The following is a 17,197-nucleotide window of genomic DNA, read 5'->3' as shown; positions in this document are numbered from 1 at the left end:
GCAGACGGCTCCGCGATCAGGTGAAGGAGAAGTGCCGCACGGCCAGTCCGGCGCAGACCGCGGTCCACCCGACCAGGACCAGGGCCGCCACGGCGGGGAACCCTCCGTCGATCGCCGTGACCAGTGCGCTGGTCAGCGCGTACGACGGGACGACGACGAGGAGGTCGTGCAGCCACTCGGGCAGGGCTGCCACACCGATCGCCAGACCGGCCGCGCCGATGAGGACGAACCAGATGAGGTTGGCCAGCGCCAGGACGATCTCCGCCCGCAGGGTCCCCCCGAGCAGGAGCCCCATCGACGAGAACGCGACCGACCCGAACGCGATGATCACCGCGCCCACCGCCAGGCCGGCCGCACCGGGGCGCCAGCCGAGCCCGGCCGCGATCACACCCAGCAGGACCGCCTGACCGGCCACCAGGATCAGCGTGGCCAGGATCTTGCCCCCGATGATGACCGCGGGTGGGAGCGGGGTGCCACCGAGCCTCTTCAACGCCCCGTAACGACGGTCGAAGCCGACGGCGATGGCCTGACCGGTGAACGCGGTACCCATGACGGAGAGGGTCAACACCGCCGTGATCGCGTAGTCGATCCTCGGCTGTGGGATCGAACCGAACTCGATCGCGGTGAGCGCGAACAGCACGGCCACGGGGATCACCAGGGCGACCAGGAGCTGCTCACCGTTGCGCAGGAAGAGCGTCAGCTCCATCCGGGTCTGAGACGCGGCCATCCGGACGAGCGGGGCGGGCTCGGACGGGCGGGCGAACGTGCCCGGCGCGAAGCGGTTGGCACCGGTCTGGGTGTCGGTCATCGCAGATCCCGTCCGGTCAGGTCGAGGAAGACCTCTTCGAGGCTCCTGGCGCGGGTCGCCAGGGAGGTGAGCTGGACGTCGGCCTTCTCGAGCGCCGCGCAGAGAGTGGTCATGAGTTCGGGGGAGACCGGGCCGTGGACCTCCAGGACGCCGGCCGCGGCCCCCGTCGTCACCGTGTGGTCCGGACCGATCGCGTGACCCAGGAGAGTCGGGGAGACCTCGCCGTCGACGACCAGGGTCACGCCCTCGGACGTCCCCGACCGAGCCAGTTCGGCCGGCGAGCCTGCGGCCACACGGCGGCCGTGGTCGATGATCACGACCTCGTCGGCCAGGGCGGCGGCCTCGTCCATGAGGTGCGTCGTCAACAGTACGGCGGTTCCGTCGCGACGCATCGCCCGGACCAGGTCCCATACGGCCCGCCGGGACTGGGCGTCGAGTCCTGCGGTGGGCTCGTCGAGGAACACCAGCTCGGGTCGGCCGATGACCGCGATGGCGAGCGAGAGTCGCTGCTGCTGGCCGCCGGACAGACGCCGGTAGGGGGTGGAGACGTGGTCGCTGAGGCCGAGTTCGGCGAGGAGCCAGTCCGGGTCGAGGGGGTCTGAATAGTAGGAGGCGACCAGACGGACCATCTCCCCGACACGCGCCGCGGGATACGCCCCGCCGCCCTGCAGCATCATGCCGATCCGGCTGCGGACCCGCTGACGGTCGGACACCGGGTCGAGCCCCAGCACCCGCAGGGATCCGCCGTCAGGTCGGAGGAATCCCTCGCAGACCTCGACCGTGGTGGTCTTGCCGGCGCCGTTGGGGCCGAGGAGCGCCATCACCTCACCGCGCTCCAGCCGGAGGTCCAGCCCGGCCACGGCCGTGGTCTCCCCGAACCTCTTGACGAGTCCCTCGACGTGGAGCGCGGGGGAGTCGGTGCGTGAGGTCACGGGAGCATTCTAGGCCGCCCCGACTACCGGAAGCGCAACAGCCCCGGCCAGCGGAACATCGCGATCAGCAGCAACGTCACGGCCACGCCGGTGGCCACCCACGCCTGGACGGTGACGAACGGCGGCAGGCCCGCTCCCGGCGGGAGTGTGAAGCAGGCGAGCACGGCGCTGACCGCCACGACGGGGATCCGGAACTCCATCCGCGAGGCCCACGCCGCGAGCGGGATCAGGGCCCACAGGACGTACCAGGGCTGGACGACGGGGAAGCACAGGACGATGGCCGCCATCGACACCCCGAGGCCGCCGACCGGGTCGATCCGCCCGGCGGAGACCGCGAACAGCATCCTCACGGTGAACACGCCGGCGATCACGAGCGCCGCGGTCTGCACCATCACCAGGATCTGGGCGGTGTGGTCGCCCAGGCCGAGGTACTGTCCGATCCCGCCGACGATCACCCCCAGGGCCGTGGGTGGCGAGAGCCAGCTGCGCAGAGACGTGGCCGCCCCGAGCTTCGTGATCCACCCGAGACCGGAGGAGGTCGCGAGCATGGCCAGGCCGGTGGTGGCACCGCTGATGACCAGCATCACCAGAGCCGCCCGCACGGTGGCGAGATAGCCGCCACCCCAACGACGGGCGAGCGCCATCCCGACGAAACCCAGGGCGACGACCGTGGGCAGTTTCACCAGCGCCGACCCGGTGACCAGGACGGTCCCCACGACGAAGAGAACCGCGGTCCGGCGGCCGGAGTCCGGGGAGTCCACCGCGCGGAGGGCCAACACGAGCCCGACGGCCAGCAGTCCCATCATGAGCGACTCGGAGTGGATACCGGACACCAGGTGGAACAGCACGAGCGGATTGGCCACCGCCAGCCAGAGGGCCGCCACGTCCGACACCCCGCAGTACTCGGCCAACCGAGGGACCGCCCATCCCAGCATGAGGATCCCGAGGATGGCCACCACGCGGTGCAGGATCGTGCCGACCACCACGTCGTCCCCCGTCAGCGTGTGGATCACCTTCTGCACGCCGAGGAACAGCGGGCCGTACTGGTTCGGGGTGTCCCGCCAGATGTCCGGGACGTTGACCGTCAGGGCGTGGGAGGTGCCCAGCGCCGACACGGGACCCAGCGCGTACGGGTCGTCGAGGGTGTTGCCGATCGCGCCCTGGGCCAGATAGCTGTAGACGTCCTTGCTGAACATGGGCGGGGCCAGCGCGAGCGGAATCGCCCACGACGCGATGATGCGGTCGAGTGTGGCCCTGTCGATGCGGCCGCTCAGCCGTCCCCGGCGATCCCGGCCGAGGACGTACGGGGCGAGCAACAGCCAGCAGAGAGTCACCACCACCATCCCGGTCATGACCACGGTCATGGAGGACTGCTGCACCCTGAGCCACAAGCCGAACAACCGCTCGCCCGCGACGGGGTTCTGCAGGACCGGCAGGGCGCCGGCGCCCAGGGCACCCACCGCCATCGCGACGGCCGCGGTGGTGCCGATCCTGCGGATCCGGCGGAGTCGGGCCAGTTCAGCAGACGGTGGGGCCCCGGTGAACCGCTCCTCGGTATGGAGTCGGGCAGTGACGGACCCCGCACCGCGTACCGGGAACCTGGGTGCCACTGATTTCGGCCTCTCTCCACAGTGGGTGTCGCAGATCACATTTCGACGGCACCGCCGGACTCGCGGGGGGTGGGAATATTTCCGTCACGGAAGTGTTGCGTAATATGAGGTGGTGCGTCCCGCACGGGGCGCACCGAGCATAGCCGGAAGGGAGTGGCAGATGAGCGTGCAGCACGCGTACGAGAGCAGCACGCGGCCCGACACCCGCTCGGCCGTCCGTGAACTCCTGCTGGAACGAGGAGCGCTGACCGCCGTAGAGATCGGACGAGAGCTCGGGCTGACCGCTGCCGGTGTCCGCCGACATCTGGACCAGTTGGTCGAATCCGGCGAGGTCGAGGCCACCCGGACCCGCCCGGCCGGCACCCGCGGTCGGCCGGCCAAGGCGTTCCAGGTCACCGCGACGGGCCGCAGGTCCGCGCAGCACGGGTACGACCACCTGGCGGTGGAGGCCCTGTCCGCCCTGCGACGCGTCGGCGGCACCGCCGCCGTCGCGGACTTCGCCCGCCAGCGCGTCCGCTCGGTCATCGGACACGTCCGGCCCGCCGAGGGACCGCAGGACGTCGAGCGTGCGGCGACGGACATCGCCGTCGCCCTCTCGGAGTCGGGATACGCCGCGTCCATTGAGGACGCCGGGGCGGGCCTCCAGATCTGCCAGCACCACTGTCCGGTGTGGAACGTCGCCTCCCGGTTCCCGGAACTCTGCGAGGCCGAGCAGGAGGTGGTGGCCGAGATCGTGGGCACCCACGTCCAGCGCCTCGCCACCATCGCCGGCGGCAACTGCGCCTGCACCACGAACATCCCCACGGGGATGGTGACCGCCGGTGACCTGGCGGCGACCATCCCCGCAGCGGCCGGCGCAGACGCGTCGGTTCCGACCCCCGAAAGGACTGTGCGATGACCATCACCCCAGATCAGGTGACGGCCGACGTCACCGTGCACGAGCCGACCACCGATGAGGAGCGGATCGCCTCGATCGGTCAGTACAACTACGGTTGGCACGATTCCGACTCCGCCGGTGCCACAGCCCAGCGCGGCCTCTCGGAGGCCGTGGTGCGTGACATCTCCGCCAAGAAGAGCGAGTCCGAGTGGATGCTTGCCAAGCGACTCAAGGCGCTGGCGACGTTCTACAAGAAGCCCATGCCCGGATGGGGTTCGGACCTGTCGGGGATCGACTTCGACAACATCAAGTACTTCGTGCGGTCCACGGAGAAGCAGGCCACCTCGTGGGAGGACCTGCCGGAGGAGATCAAGAACACGTACGACAAGCTCGGCATCCCGGAGGCGGAGAAGCAGCGTCTGGTCGCCGGCGTCGCGGCCCAGTACGAGTCCGAGGTGGTCTACCACCAGATCCGTGAGGACCTCGAGAGCCAGGGTGTCATCTTCATGGACACCGACACCGCGCTCAAGGAGCACCCCGAGTACTTCGAGGAGTACTTCGGTTCCGTGATCCCGGCCGGCGACAACAAGTTCTCCGCCCTCAACACCGCGGTGTGGTCGGGCGGCTCGTTCATCTACGTCCCGCCGGGCGTCCAGGTGGACATCCCGCTGCAGGCCTACTTCCGCATCAACACCGAGAACATGGGCCAGTTCGAGCGCACCCTCATCATCGTCGACGAGGGCGCCTACGTGCACTACGTCGAGGGGTGCACCGCGCCGATCTACAAGTCGGACTCGCTGCACTCGGCCGTGGTCGAGATCGTCGTCAAGAAGGGCGGCCGTTGCCGCTACACGACCATCCAGAACTGGTCGAACAACGTCTACAACCTCGTCACCAAGCGCGCCCGGGCCGAGGAGGGCGCCACCATGGAGTGGATCGACGGCAACATCGGCTCCAAGGTGACCATGAAGTACCCGGCGGTCTGGCTCACCGGCGAGCACGCCAAGGGCGAGGTGCTCTCCGTGGCGTTCGCGGGGGAGGGTCAGCACCAGGACACCGGTTCGAAGATGCTGCACCTGGCGCCCAACACCTCCTCGAACATCGTCTCCAAGTCGGTGGCGCGAGGCGGCGGACGTTCCGCGTACCGCGGGCTGATCCAGATCAACGCCGGTGCGAAGGGATCCAAGTCGAACGTCGAGTGCGACGCACTGCTGGTGGACAACATCAGCCGGTCCGACACGTACCCCTACATCGACATCCGCGAGAACGACGTGACCCTGGGTCACGAGGCCACCGTCTCCAAGGTGAGCCAGGACCAGTTGTTCTACCTCATGAGCCGCGGTCTGGCCGAGGACGAGGCGATGGCCATGATCGTGCGCGGATTCGTCGAGCCGATCGCCAAGGAGCTCCCCATGGAGTACGCGCTCGAGCTCAACCGCCTGATCGAACTCCAGATGGAAGGATCGGTGGGCTGACCGCCATGACCGACACCACTACACCCACCACCGGAACCGGCCCCACCCCGGTGACGGACCGTTACGGCATCCCCGTCACCGCCACCAAGGGCGACCAGTTCTCCTCCTTCGACGTCGGCGCGTTCGAGGTCCCGAGCCACAAGGACGAGATCTGGCGCTTCACCCCGCTCAAGCGGCTGCGCGGGATCCATGACGGATCGCGCGTCACGGCCACCGGGAACCTGCTCGTCTCCGTCGCCGAGCGTGACGGACTGACGGTCGAGAGCGTCGGGACCGACGACAAGCGGATCGGCGAGGCCGGGGCACCCCGCGACCGCGTCGCCGCGCAGGCGTTCGGTTCCGTCGACACCGCGACGGTGCTGACCGTCGCCAAGGAGACCGTCCTGACCGACCCCGTGTACGTGACGGTCGACGGACCGGGGGAGGGCGAGCTGGCCTACGGCCACGCCCAGATCCGCCTGGAGCCGTTCGCCAACGCCACCTTCGTGGTGGACCAGCGCGGCGGGGGGACGATCGCCGAGAACGTCGAGTTCATCGTCGGCGACTCGGCCCACCTCGAGGTGGTGCTCATCCAGGACTGGGATGACGACGCGCTACACATGGCCAATCATCACCTGCAGGTCGGCCGCGACTCGACCCTCACCTACACCGCCGTGACCTTCGGCGGCGAACTCGTCCGGATCGCACCGCTGGCGACGTTCACCGCCCCCGGGGGCACCGTGAACATCAACGGTCTGTACTACGCGGACGACGGCCAGCACATCGAGCACCGGTTGCTCGTCGATCATTCGGTACCCCACTGCACGTCGCGGGTCCTCTACAAGGGCGCGCTGCAAGGCGATGCGACGTCGAACCTGCCCGACGCCCACACCGTGTGGATCGGCGAGGTCCTCATCCGGGCCGCCGCCGAGGGCACCGACACCTACGAGATGAACCGCAACCTCGTCCTCACCGACGGGGCCCGCGCGGATTCCGTACCGAACCTCGAGATCGAGACCGGCGAGATCGCCGGCGCCGGCCACGCCAGCGCCGTGGGACGATTCGACGAGGAGCACCTGTTCTACCTCATGTCCAGGGGCATCGCCGAGGACGTCGCCCGGCGCCTGGTCGTCCGGGGCTTCTTCGGAGAGGTGATCAACCGCATCGGCGTGCCGGAGGTACGTGACCGGATCGCCGAGGCCGTCGAGCTGGAACTGCAGTCCTCCGGGATCTGATCCCAGGCCCCCGAGAGACCACCCCCGAAGACTTCACAAAGATTGCGAGCACACCAATGACCATTCTCGAGATCAAGGGCCTGACCGCCCGCGTCGCGGCCACCGCGGACTCGGCCGAGACCGTCGACATCCTCAAGGGCGTCGACCTGACCATCGAGTCGGGGATGACCCACGCCATCATGGGCCCGAACGGCTCCGGCAAGTCGACCCTCGCCTACGTCATCGCCGGACACCCCAAGTACGAGGTCACCGGCGGTACCGTCACCCTCGACGGGGAGGACGTCCTGTCGATGGAGGTCGACGAGCGCGCCCGCGCCGGTCTGTTCCTGGCCATGCAGTACCCGACCGAGATCCCCGGGGTCTCGACCGCCAACTTCCTGCGCACCGCTGCCACCGCGGTCCGGGGCGAGGCGCCCAAGTTGCGGCACTGGGTCAAGGAGGTCAAGGAGGCAATGTCCGACCTCGACTTCGATCCGGCCTTCTCCGAGCGCAGCGTGAACGAGGGCTTCTCCGGCGGCGAGAAGAAGCGCCACGAGATCCTCCAGCTGGATCTGCTCAAGCCCAAGATCGCCGTGCTCGACGAGACCGACTCCGGTCTCGACGTGGACGCGCTGCGCGTGGTGTCGGACGGCGTCAACCGCTACCGGTCCGAGGAGAACGGCGGAATCCTCCTCATCACGCACTACACCCGCATCCTCCGCTACATCACGCCCGACCGCGTCCACGTCTTCGTGGACGGCCGGATCGCCGCCTCCGGTGGGGCGGAGTTGGCGGACGAGCTCGAGGCCGAGGGGTACGAGAAGTACCTCACGCCCGCGAACGCCTGATCGGACAGCTGGGAGAACATGACCTCGACCCTCGACATCACGGCCGTCCGCTCCGATTTCCCGATCCTGCAGCGGACGGTCCGTGACGGAAAGCCCCTGGTCTACCTGGATTCCGGGGCGACCTCGCAGCGCCCGATCCCGGTACTCGACGCGGAGCGGGACTTCCTGCTGCACTCCAACGCAGCGGTCCACCGGGGCGCACACCAACTGGCCGAGGAGGCGACCGACGCCTACGAGGACGCGCGCGCCGCGATCGCCGGGTTCGTCGGGGCCGATGTGGACGAGCTCGTCTTCACCAAGAACGCCACCGAGGCGCTCAACCTCGTCGCGTTCGCGCTCGGGGACGACCGATTCGGTCCGTACTCCGTGGGCCCGGGTGACGAGGTCGTGATCAGCGAGCTCGAGCACCACGCCAACCTGGTGCCCTGGCAGGAGTTGTGCCGCCGCACCGGCGCCACGTTGAAGTGGTACGGCGTGACCGACGACGGACGCATCGATCTCGAGTCTCTCCGGCTGACCGACGCGGTCAAGGTCGTCGCGCTGACCCATCAGTCCAACGTCACCGGCGCGGTGACCGACGTGGCACGCGTCGTGGAGGCCGCGAAGGCGGTGGGAGCGCTCGTCGTGTTGGACGCGTGCCAGTCGGTCCCGCACATGGCCGTGGACTTCCACGGACTCGGGGTGGACTTCGCCGCGTTCTCCGGACACAAGATGCTCGGCCCCACCGGCATCGGCGTGCTCTACGGTCGTCGGGAGTTGCTCCGGGCCATGCCGCCGGTGCTCACGGGCGGATCGATGATCTCCACCGTGACCATGGAGAAGTCGACCTATGCCGACCCGCCCCAGAGGTTCGAGGCCGGTGTGCCGATGGTGTCGCAGGCCGTGGGCCTCGCCGCCGCGGTGCGCTACCTCGAGGGCGTGGGGATGGAGACGGTCGCCCGGCACGAGGAGTCGCTCACCGCGGCCACCCTCGAGGCCCTCGGCCAGATCCCCGGCATCCGGATCGTCGGTCCCCGCGACATGGTCGCCCGGGGCGGTGCCGTCTCGTTCGTGGTCGACGGTGTCCACGCCCACGACGTGAGCCAGGTCCTGGACGACGACGGCGTCGCGGTACGGGTGGGCCACCACTGTGCGTGGCCGTTGCACCGCCGACTCGGCGTGCAGTCCACGGTCCGGGCCTCGTTCGCGCTGTACAACACCCTCGACGAGGTCGAGGTGCTCGCCCGGTCGCTGCGCCGGGCCCAGGAGTTCTTCGGAGTGGGAGGTGCGCGTTCGTGAAGCTCGAGCAGATGTACCAGGAGGTCATCCTGGACCACTACCGACACCCGCACCACAGCGGCCTGCGGGAGCCCTTCGGGGCCGAGGTGCATCACGTCAACCCGACCTGCGGCGACGAGCTGACGCTGCGGCTGCGGCTCTCCGACGACCGGTCGACGATCGAGGACGTGTCCTACGACGCGCAGGGGTGCTCGATCAGCCAGGCGTCCACCTCGATGATGGCCGACCTCATCGTCGGCCGGACGGTGTCGGAGTCCCTCGAGGCCTACGACGCCTTCCACGAGATGATCTCTTCCCGCGGGAAGCACGAGGGCGACGAGGAGATCCTCGACGACGCCGTCGCCCTGTCCGGGGTGTCCCGCTACCCGGCGCGCGTCAAGTGCGCGCTGCTGGGGTGGATGGCATACAGGGACGCTCTCGGCCGACAGACCGAACAGCATCAGGAGTGAAGTGACATGACCGAGCAGATGACCCCGGCCAACGACCCGTCGGTCGACGACGCGACGTCGGCGGAGGAGAACGCGACCGCGGCGGGCACCGTCTACAACGGTGAGTTCCGCCCCGACCCCAATCGTCCCGAGCAGTCGGAGGAGGACCTGGCGCTGGTCGCCGACCTCGAGGAGGCCATGCGCGACGTGGTCGATCCCGAGCTCGGGATCAACGTGGTGGACCTCGGGCTGGTCTACGACATCTGGGTCCGCCCGGGTGAGACCGAGGGTTCCACCATCGCGCGGGTGGACATGACGCTGACCTCGGCGGCCTGCCCGCTGACCGACGTGATCGAAGACCAGGCGCGCAGCGCTGTGGTGGGTTCCGACCTGGCCAACGACCTCGAGCTCAACTGGGTGTGGATGCCGCCGTGGGGCCCGCAGATGATCACGGACGACGGCCGGGAGCAGCTCCGGGCGATCGGCTTCACGGTCTGACGACCGACGGGACCGCCGCCCCCGGCCTCCCGGGGCCACCGGCGGTTCACCGGGTGTTTACCCTGGGAGCATGGCCCCACCCGCGGATGACATGGTGCCCGGAGCGCCACGAGACCACGAGCGAGGCCCGGTAGAAGCCGGGTACCCCCTGTCCAGGGCGGCCAGGTGGCTCCTGCTGCCCTCGCTTCTCCTCGCGCCGCTGTCCGGGCTTCTGTACGCCGTGGTCCGATCCACCGGGAGCTACGACCGGGATCAGGGATGGAACCTGCTGTGGAGCGCGTTCGACATCGGGGCCGAGGGGAACATCGCGGTCTGGTTCGCGGCCACGATGTGGCTGCTCGTCGGCGCCCTGGCCGCGTTGGCGGCCCTCACCTCTGAGCGGTTCCGGGCGTCGTGGTGGGTGTTCGCCACCGTGGCCGTCATCGCCTCGGCCGACGAGGCGGCACAGCTCCACGAGCGCCTCTTCTACGTGGGTGACCGCGTGGCGTCGGCGCTGCCGGGAGATCTCTACTACAGCTGGGTCATCCCCGGGGCCGCCGTCGCGTTCGTGGTCGCGGCGCTTCTCCTCCGCCTGGTCCTCGCCCTCCGTCCGCGGGTGACGATCGGGCTGATCGGCTCCGCGGTGGTGTTCCTCCTCGGCGCGCTGGTCATCGAGTCCGTCTCCGGCATCGTGGAACGCGACCAGGGGAGATCCGACCTGTATGTGGCGATCATGTACGTCGAGGAGACCTTCGAGCTGGTCGGGGTGGCGTGGGCCGTGATCGCGCTGGCCTCGATGTTCCGCGTGACCCGGAGGTCCGGGGCACTCGCCCTCACCTTCGACGGATTCCCGCCGTCACCGGAAGAGCCGGGGCCGGGACGCCGCGCGTCGGGTTAGCTCGATCGGGCAGTGACGGCGGGGCGGGGGCGCCGCCGGAGCACCGCGGCGATCATCCCCACCTTGCCGCGTACGGGCATGCACACCCACATGTCCCACATCGCCAGCGCCAGCTGGTACGAGGGACTCGCGCCGTCGAGGAACCACTGCTGACGACGGCCGCCGATCCGGCCGAATGCGCCGAACAGTTGCCTCAGGGTCCGGCCGTCGGCGCGCAGGAGAACGCGGAGCCCGATCTTGTGCAGCGCGGTGCTCGCGGGCGACCGGGGTGCCGGGATCGGGAAGCCGGTACCGATGGCGTGCACCGCACCCGGGACCGCCGCCAGCATCGAGGCGACCGAGTACCCCGTCGCCGCGTGTCCGTGACCACCGGCGGTACCGAACGCCTCGATCCGTGGGGCTCCGGACGCGCCCCCGCGGGGCAGGAGCGGGATCCGCACCCGCTCCACCTCGAGCGGTGCGTCGAGGGCCGACCGGGCGACTCCGCGTCGCAGGAGCCTCGATCGCAGCCGGGCCGCGAGGTCGGCGGGGTCCGGTGCGGGCAGCCCCGCGAGACACGTCTCCTCGAGGAGGACCCGGCCTGCGCCCAGGGGGATCGCGTACAGGAAGCTCGGGCCGAGCTCGTCGTCGTCGTGATCCGTCCGCCAGTCCATGAACAGCGCCGGGTCACCACCGAGGGCGGGGGCCGCGTCCACCGCATCCAGGACGATCCCGTAGGCGGTCTGGAGCGGCCCGGGATTGGCGGGGCCGCCGGCGCCGCGGCAGTCCACCACCCGGTGCGCCCGGGCGGTCAATGCGACCAACGCGGCATCGTCGACGGCCGTGGTCTCCACCGTCACGCCGGCCCCGAGAGGCAGTGCCTCGCGCAGGGAGTCGTTGTCGAGCACGCTGTAGGCCCGGTCCACCACGGCCCGGTCGGGGGAGTAGTGGACCGGCGCGTGGACGGAGTGCGCCAGGACGTCGACACCGCACGCCGCCACCGAGAGCCACGGGGGGAGCTGGTCGGCCCACAGGGAGAGCGTCTGGCGCCACGGCGCGTCCGGCTGCGGATCGATCGCGAGCACGCTCAGGCCCGCGGCGGCGCAGCGGGAGGCGAGCGCGCGGCCGGCCGGTCCCAGACCGACGACAGCGACGTCGTACAGCGCAGCCCCCGTAGCATCCATCACGACAGACAGTACCGCCGACGAGAGGGCATAGACGTGCCGGGAGCGTTCTACCACCAGGTCGCCGAGGGCCGATTCGAGTCCTCGCCGTTGACGGCCGGTCCGTGGTCACCGGACTCACAGCACGCCGGCCCGCCCAGCGCGCTGCTGGTGCGGGCCATGGAGCGGTTCGAGCGGCGGCCCGGGGTGCGGCTGTCGCGGGTCTCGGTCGACGTTCTCGGCCCGGTACCCGTGGCGGACCTGGAGATCGAGGTGCGCACCGTCCGGCCCGGCCGCAGTGTGGAGCTGCTCGAGGCCACCGCCTCCGCAGGCGGGCGGCCCGCCCTGGTGGCCCGCGGGTGGCGGATGCGGTCGACTCCCGAGGACTTCCCCGTGCACGGCGACCACACCGGTCCCGAGGTACCGGACGCGCCGCGCGAACGGGGGGCGATGATGTCCTTCGCGTACGCGGACGGATACCTGTCCGTGGTGGACTTCTCCTTCGACCACGGCGACGGCGACTCCCTCGGGCCGGCCCGCGCGTGGGGACGGAGCCGGCTCGACCTGGTCGACGGCGAGTCGATGACCGGGTGGCAGCACACGATCCTGGTGGCGGATTCGGCGAGCGGGATCTCCCTGGCCACCGACCCGCTCACGCATCCGGCGGTCAACTGCGACCTGGTGGTCTCCCTGCACCGGGAACCGGAGCCGGGGTGGGTGCATCTGGACTCCGAGACGGTGGGCGGCCCCGGTCGCGGCGTCATCACCGACACGCTCCTGTCCGACGACCGGGGACGGATCGGCCGCAGCGTCCAGAACCTGTACGGGCGCAGGGTCGGTTGAGGGCAGGGCCGGTTGAGGGCGCGGTCGGGTGACGGGCGGACCCGGGCCGAGCGGAGACCCAGGTCACCGGACTCGTCCCGCGTGTCGCACCGCAGGTAGAGTGGCTGGTCGGCCCGATTCCCCCCGATAGCAGACGAGGTACCCGCGCACGTGATCACCATCGACGACCTGGAGGTGCGCGCCGGCGTGCGCACCCTGCTCCACATGGACGGGTCCTCGCTGCGGGTCCAGCCCGGCGACCGGATCGGCCTGGTGGGACGGAACGGCGCGGGTAAGACGACGACGATGAGGATCCTCGCCGGCGAGGGTGAGCCCTACGCGGGCAAGATCATCCGGACCAGCGAGCTGGGGTATCTGCCGCAGGACCCGCGCGAGGGCAACATGGATCAGCTCGCGCGCAGCCGGGTCCTGTCGGCCCGCGGGCTGGACGTGCTCATGGCCGACATGACCGCTGCCCAGGAGCAGATGGTCTCCGCCCCGGACGACAAGGCCATGGACAAGGCCGTGCGTAAGTACGGGCGCCTCGAGGACGAGTTCTCCGCGCGGGGTGGGTACGAGGCCGAGAGCGAGGCCGCCCGCATCTGCAACAGCCTGGGGCTGGAGGACCGGATCCTCACCCAGAATCTGGGCACCCTGTCCGGCGGTCAGCGCCGCCGCGTGGAGCTGGCGCGGATCCTGTTCGCCGCCTCCGACGGTGCGGGCAAGTCGCAGACCATGCTGCTGCTGGACGAGCCGACCAACCACCTCGACGCCGACTCGATCACCTGGCTGCGCTCCTTCCTGGAGAAGCACGAGGGCGGACTGATCATCATCTCCCACGACGTGGAGCTGCTCGAGGCCGTGGTGAACAAGGTGTGGTTCCTCGACGCGGTGCGCGGGGAGATCGACGCCTACAACATGGGGTGGCAGAAGTACCTCGACGCCCGCGCCACGGACGAGGCCCGGCGCCGCCGCGAGCGCGCGAACGCCGAGAAGAAGGCCTCCGCCCTCAAGCAGCAGGCCGCCAAGCTCGGCGCCAAGGCCACCAAGGCCGCCTCGGCCAAGCAGATGATCCGCCGCGCCGAGACCATGCTCAACGAGCTCGACGAGGTGCGCGTGGCCGACAAGGTCGCGCACATCAAGTTCCCCACTCCCGCGGCCTGCGGCAAGACGCCGCTGTTCGCCAAGGGGCTCACCAAGATGTACGGCTCGCTCGAAGTGTTCGCCGGAGTCGACCTGGCGATCGACAAGGGCAGCCGCGTGGTGGTGTTGGGGTACAACGGTGCCGGCAAGACGACGCTGCTCAAACTGCTCGCCGGTGTGGAACGCACCGACGGCGAGGGCGGCGTCGTCTCCGGGCACGGGCTCAAGATCGGCTACTTCGCCCAGGAGCACGACACCCTCGACATGGACGCGACCGTGTGGGAGAACATCCGCCACGCCGCCCCGGACGCGGGGGAGCAGGACCTGCGCGGGTTGCTGGGCGCGTTCATGTTCACCGGCCCGCAGCTCGACCAGCCGACCGGCACCCTGTCCGGCGGTGAGCGAACCCGCCTCGCGCTGGCGGGGCTCGTGTCCTCGGCAGCCAACGTGCTGCTGCTCGACGAACCGACCAACAACCTCGACCCGATCTCACGCGAGCAGGTGCTCGACGCGCTCCGGTCCTATGAGGGCGCGGTCGTCCTGGTCACCCACGACCCCGGCGCCGTGGAAGCGCTGGAGCCGGAGCGGGTCATCATCCTGCCCGACGGTACCGAGGACCTGTGGAGCCAGGAGTACATGGAGATCGTCGAGCTCGCGTGAGTTCGAACACGCGGGTTCGACGTCGCCCGACGGGACCATCTGATAGACATTTCCCATGTCGACCGGAATGTTCAATGCAAATGACCAGCCGATTATCGAGCTGCTCAGCCCACATTCCACAGTCAGGTACGTGATCCCAAAGTACCAACGCGAGTACTCATGGGGAAAGAACCAGTGGGATGAGCTGTTCGACGACATCTACGAGTCTGAAAGTACCCAGGGACATTTCCTTGGCACCATCATCAGTCTCGCGAGATTATCCGGCGACGTCAATGAGCACGTCTTCGAACTCATCGACGGGCAGCAACGGATAACCTCCCTATCCGTTCTGCTTGCGACTCTCTACGCGATCCTTCGAGACAACAAGGCCGACCTCGACGATGATCAGCTAGCCGACTTCGTAGGACTCAAGAAGCAACTCGTGTCCTCCAAGGACGGGTTCCCAAGGCTACATCTCCAAGATCAGAACACCAACAATGATGACTACCGTTATCTTCTTCATTCTATTGGATTGATACCGGCAGCACCCAAGCCGGTAAATCATGGCAACAGGAGAATAGCGCTGGCTTTCGGACATTTTCGCAGGCGCGTCGATGCAATAACGAGGGACCTCACTGGTCCGGCAATTCTGGACGAGGTTTTCGCCCTTCTTAAGAAGATCAACCAATCAGTTATTGTCAACATTACTGTCCACAGCCATGCCAACGCTTTCCGACTCTTCGAGTCATTAAATAACAGAGGAATGCCGCTCACTCCGGTGGATATTCTAAAGAACACCGTACTGTCGGAGACTACTAGGGCGGGCAATTCAACTGACCTAGCCTTCGAGAAGTGGCAGCTCCTCCTCGGGTCACTAGGGGATAGCTATTCAACCCAGGAGCGCTTTTTCCGCCAGTATTACAACGCGTTTCGAAGCACCTTGGCGGGCAGTGACTCCTCACGCATCGCCACCCGGTCCAACCTTGTGGACCTGCACGAAAAGCTCATCAGCGTGAACGTGGGACGGTATATCGATCAGATAACGGCCGCCGGCGAGAAGTATTCCGTAATCCTTGGGCACACGAAAAACTCCCCATACGGGCCTGATCTTGACAAAGAACTCGAGTCCTTAAGACGCGCACAGGGCGCCGCTTCCTACATGCTCCTGTTACAACTTATGGCAAGACAAGATGACCTCGTTGTCTCCTCGAGAACTTTGACTGGGGTGACTCGATTGCTGACGTCGTTTTTCGTGCGGCGCAACATTACCAACACTCCACCAACCCACCGTATCGACCGCATGTTTATGGAGATCATAGAATCAAGCAAGAGTGCTCCAGAAGAACAGATTGAAGCCTTTATTCGGTCGAGGCTCGTAGCGGAGTCCGCCAGCGAGGCCGAGTTTTCAGCGGCATTGCGTGGTCCAATATACGAAGATAACGTAGATATGTTGAGATTCATTTTCGCATCTCTGGAAGCAGATCACTTCACCAAGGAAAACGAAGCAAATTTCTGGTCGAGGACCAGCAACAGGTATGACTGGACTATCGAACACATTCTGCCTCAATCCGACAACCTCGCGGGCGAGTGGGTTCGAGATCTAGGCGGCACTGGGGATGATGCGGCAGAACGAGCGCGGGAGGTTCAGGCCGAACTCGTTCACCGTATTGGCAACCTCACGTTCACCCGATACAACAGCAACTTGACGAACTGGGCGTTCACCAGGAAGCGCGACGCGATAGATGCGAAGGGCAACTACATCGGATTCAAGAATGGTCGATGGCTGAACAAATCCGTCGTGTCAGCTGACAGTTGGACGGCTCAGAAGATCAACGAACGCACTGAGATGCTCGTCTCGATGACAATGGAGAAGTTCGCCTTCTGACCTGACTTCCACAAGTTGACGCTGTTCTAGGGATCGGGATTGCGGTTTTCGCTGGTAGGGCGAGTTCGGGGCTGGCGTTTGTGACACTAAACGGCCCGGTAGCTTGGACGTGTGGGGCTGAAATTTCGGAAGGTGCCGACGGGGTCGGGGGCCACGGGCGTGCAGTTGGTCGAGTGGGTAAGCGGCCGGCTGGTGGTGCGCGAGCACCTCGGTTCGGCTCACACCCCCGGCGAGTTGGCGGCGTTGATCGAGGTCGCCAAGCAGCGCATCCAGGGCGATCAGCAGGCGTTAGACCTGGAGTTGAGCGAGCGCGGCGCCGCGGTGATCGACGTGCCGGCAGCGACAGCCGCGCGGATCCAGCAGTCCACGGCGCGGATCCTGTGGCAAGGATTGACCGGTACGTACTCTAGGCTCGGCTTCGACGTGGTGGGCGATACGGTGTTCCGCGACCTGGTGCTGTGCCGTGCGGTGGAGCCGACCAGCAAGTTGGACTCGGTTCGGGTCCTGGGCGAACTGGGGACGAAACCACCGCACGTCAACACGCTCTACAACTGTCTACAGCGAGTGGTCGGCCGGGACTACCGCGCGCTGATCGCCACCGCCTGCTGGGCCCACGTCAACCGCGCCGGGGGCCCCGGTGTCGCGTTGGTGCTCTACGACTTGACCACCTTGTACTTCGAGGCAGAAAAAGAAGATGACCTGCGCAAAGTCGGTATGAGTAAAGAGCGCAAGGTCGACCCGC

The 17,197-nt window shown here is 67.8% G+C and carries 15 protein-coding genes and 1 pseudogene; 12 read left to right on the top strand and 4 right to left on the bottom strand.

Annotated features, from left to right (window positions below; translation table 11 throughout):
• Positions 1-16 precede the first annotated feature (16 nt).
• From ABD250_RS00095 to mptB, 3 genes are read right to left on the bottom strand one after another with little or no spacing between them, the layout of a single operon-like run.
• Complete coding sequence (locus ABD250_RS00095) at positions 17-808, bottom strand: ABC transporter permease (protein ID WP_182658938.1); 792 nt, start codon at positions 806-808, stop codon at positions 17-19.
• Positions 805-1,740: an ATP-binding cassette domain-containing protein gene (locus tag ABD250_RS00090; RefSeq protein WP_182658936.1), complete on the bottom strand. Its 936-nt coding sequence runs from the start codon at positions 1,738-1,740 to the stop codon at positions 805-807. The genes ABD250_RS00095 and ABD250_RS00090 overlap by 4 nt, the downstream gene beginning before the upstream one ends.
• Positions 1,741-1,763: 23 nt before the next feature.
• On the bottom strand, positions 1,764-3,350 hold the full coding sequence (gene mptB, locus ABD250_RS00085; protein ID WP_182658934.1) for a polyprenol phosphomannose-dependent alpha 1,6 mannosyltransferase MptB: 1,587 nt from the start codon (positions 3,348-3,350) through the stop codon (positions 1,764-1,766).
• A 160-nt stretch (positions 3,351-3,510) separates the two neighbouring features.
• Between mptB and ABD250_RS00080 the strand changes: the two genes are divergently transcribed.
• From ABD250_RS00080 to ABD250_RS00045, 8 genes are all read left to right on the top strand, one after another.
• Positions 3,511-4,248 (top strand): helix-turn-helix transcriptional regulator, encoded by a 738-nt coding sequence (locus ABD250_RS00080; RefSeq protein ID WP_182658933.1) that lies wholly within the window; start codon positions 3,511-3,513, stop codon positions 4,246-4,248.
• Positions 4,245-5,702, top strand: coding sequence for a Fe-S cluster assembly protein SufB (sufB, locus tag ABD250_RS00075; protein WP_182658931.1), 1,458 nt, complete (start codon positions 4,245-4,247; stop codon positions 5,700-5,702). Before ABD250_RS00080 ends, sufB begins: the two co-directional genes overlap by 4 nt.
• A gap of 5 nt (positions 5,703-5,707) precedes the next feature.
• The gene (sufD, locus tag ABD250_RS00070; RefSeq protein ID WP_182658929.1) at positions 5,708-6,916 is read left to right on the top strand and encodes a Fe-S cluster assembly protein SufD; all 1,209 of its coding nucleotides are present in this window, start codon (positions 5,708-5,710) and stop codon (positions 6,914-6,916) included.
• A gap of 56 nt (positions 6,917-6,972) precedes the next feature.
• Positions 6,973-7,743: a Fe-S cluster assembly ATPase SufC gene (gene sufC / locus ABD250_RS00065; protein WP_179525313.1), complete on the top strand. Its 771-nt coding sequence runs from the start codon at positions 6,973-6,975 to the stop codon at positions 7,741-7,743.
• An 18-nt stretch (positions 7,744-7,761) separates the two neighbouring features.
• Entirely contained in the window at positions 7,762-9,021 is a 1,260-nt protein-coding gene (locus ABD250_RS00060) for a cysteine desulfurase (RefSeq protein ID WP_182658927.1), read from the top strand.
• Positions 9,018-9,470 carry a Fe-S cluster assembly sulfur transfer protein SufU gene (gene sufU / locus ABD250_RS00055; protein ID WP_182658925.1) on the top strand — a complete coding sequence of 151 codons (453 nt, stop codon included), beginning with the start codon at positions 9,018-9,020 and terminating at the stop codon, positions 9,468-9,470. Before ABD250_RS00060 ends, sufU begins: the two co-directional genes overlap by 4 nt.
• A 6-nt stretch (positions 9,471-9,476) precedes the next feature.
• The gene (locus tag ABD250_RS00050) at positions 9,477-9,947 is read left to right on the top strand and encodes a metal-sulfur cluster assembly factor (protein ID WP_179525310.1); all 471 of its coding nucleotides are present in this window, start codon (positions 9,477-9,479) and stop codon (positions 9,945-9,947) included.
• 70 nt (positions 9,948-10,017) lie between these two features.
• Positions 10,018-10,824, top strand: a complete 807-nt coding sequence (locus tag ABD250_RS00045; protein ID WP_241730699.1) for a hypothetical protein — start codon at positions 10,018-10,020, stop codon at positions 10,822-10,824.
• Here the strand turns inward: ABD250_RS00045 and ABD250_RS00040 are convergent.
• Complete coding sequence (locus tag ABD250_RS00040) at positions 10,821-11,987, bottom strand: lycopene cyclase family protein (protein WP_182658924.1); 1,167 nt, start codon at positions 11,985-11,987, stop codon at positions 10,821-10,823. The two genes, ABD250_RS00045 and ABD250_RS00040, sit on opposite strands and share 4 nt — an antisense overlap.
• A gap of 36 nt (positions 11,988-12,023) precedes the next feature.
• Between ABD250_RS00040 and ABD250_RS00035 the strand changes: the two genes are divergently transcribed.
• The 4 genes and pseudogenes from ABD250_RS00035 to ABD250_RS00020 all read left to right on the top strand — a co-directional run.
• The gene (locus tag ABD250_RS00035; protein ID WP_344389743.1) at positions 12,024-12,809 is read left to right on the top strand and encodes a thioesterase family protein; all 786 of its coding nucleotides are present in this window, start codon (positions 12,024-12,026) and stop codon (positions 12,807-12,809) included.
• 150 nt (positions 12,810-12,959) lie between these two features.
• Positions 12,960-14,591 (top strand): ATP-binding cassette domain-containing protein, encoded by a 1,632-nt coding sequence (locus ABD250_RS00030; protein ID WP_182659500.1) that lies wholly within the window; start codon positions 12,960-12,962, stop codon positions 14,589-14,591.
• 55 nt (positions 14,592-14,646) lie between these two features.
• Positions 14,647-16,455 (top strand): DUF262 domain-containing protein, encoded by a 1,809-nt coding sequence (locus ABD250_RS00025; protein WP_182659501.1) that lies wholly within the window; start codon positions 14,647-14,649, stop codon positions 16,453-16,455.
• A gap of 132 nt (positions 16,456-16,587) precedes the next feature.
• A pseudogene (locus tag ABD250_RS00020) lies at positions 16,588-17,197 on the top strand (IS1634 family transposase); the annotation flags it as partial.

Source organism: Dietzia cercidiphylli (assembly GCF_039531545.1).
In the GTDB taxonomy this organism is placed as follows: Bacteria; Actinomycetota; Actinomycetes; order Mycobacteriales; family Mycobacteriaceae; genus Dietzia; species Dietzia natronolimnaea.
The sequence above is the reverse complement of the archived record's forward strand: the minus strand, read 5'-3'. Positions and strand labels throughout refer to the sequence as shown.